At 49.4% G+C, this 1,099-nt stretch carries 2 protein-coding genes; one reads left to right on the forward strand and one right to left on the reverse strand.

The window, feature by feature from the left end:
* The first annotated feature begins 342 nt into the window (after positions 1 to 342).
* Entirely contained in the window at positions 343 to 759 is a 417-nt protein-coding gene (locus tag ABRS97_RS28005) for a hypothetical protein (protein ID WP_367819454.1), read from the forward strand.
* Between the two features lie 155 nt (positions 760 to 914).
* On the opposite strand, the gene ABRS97_RS28010 is transcribed toward ABRS97_RS28005, so the two are convergent.
* Positions 915 to 1,099, reverse strand: a 185-nt coding sequence (locus tag ABRS97_RS28010; RefSeq protein WP_367819455.1) for a hypothetical protein, incomplete at its 5' end; no start/stop codon positions are given.

The raw sequence follows: 1,099 nt of genomic DNA on the forward strand, positions 1-1,099 counted from the left end.
GTTGCTTCGTGGAGCGCGGCTTTTCGGGTCAGCGCCATCGCTGCCTCTGCTTCCCACGGACAAACTTCGTTTTTACAAACGAATCGATCCACAGTCTTTTGCTTCTTCCCCTTTTTTGGGGCTGGATACGCTCCTGCCCTACTGGCTTGCTTCTCACCAAGTCCCTGATCCACGGATCAGCAGGCTTCCCCTGCAATTCCCATTACTTTCATGATGAAAATGTCTTCCCAAACAAGGTTTACAGAGGCTTCCCGAACGAGAGCGCAAATTGGGGTCCAAAATCCGGCTACTGAAATATCTGTTGATCATGGAACTACCGTGGCTTGTTTAGGCGTGATCTAGTTGTTGCATAGGGGCACACCTTCACTTATTCCTGGCTTCGTCGATTTGGCTTCGGAGGGAATAAGTGAAGGAAGTTGCAGGTATCTAAGTCTGTTTGTGGGAGCGCATACGTTAAACAAGCCAACCTCGTTCCATGAACGATCGATATTTCAGCCGGATTTTGGGCGCTTTTGCGCTATTCTCCGTGAAGGTGCTTCTGTAAACCCGCTTGGAAAGACAGGCATCATGAAGGTAGTGGGAATCTTTGAGCAGGGGAAACCGCTGATCCACGGATCAAGGACGGTGAGGTTAGGCAAGCCAGTAGGTCAGGAACTTGTATCCAGCAGCCCCAAAATGGAAGGAGCGAAAGGCGTGGATCGATACACGTTTGTAAAAACGAAGTTTGTCTGGTGGGAAGGAGGCAGCGATGAGTGCTGACCCGAAAAGCCGCGCCGTGAATGGAGTCCCCTTTCCAAGGGATTTTACAAAACGATGCTGACGATTGACACGCAAAAGCGGCCCACAAGGCCGGACGAAACAACAATTTTGAACGATGATGAAACAAGCTGGCCTAGGCAATTCCCTTCACTTATTCACTTCGAAGCAAATGCAACGAAGCCAGGAATAAGTGAAAGCATGCCTCCCCAGCGTTGAACCTTGTTCAAATTTCTTGTTTCGGTCAGCGTCCTTGTGAACCCCCAATTTGCGTGTGCGTCAGCATGGTTTTGTAAAACCGATTTGGAAAGGGGATAACATTCACGGATACTACTCCACCTAA

This window comes from Paenibacillus tabacirhizosphaerae, assembly GCF_040812395.1.
Lineage (GTDB): Bacteria > Bacillota > Bacilli > Paenibacillales > NBRC-103111 > Paenibacillus_E.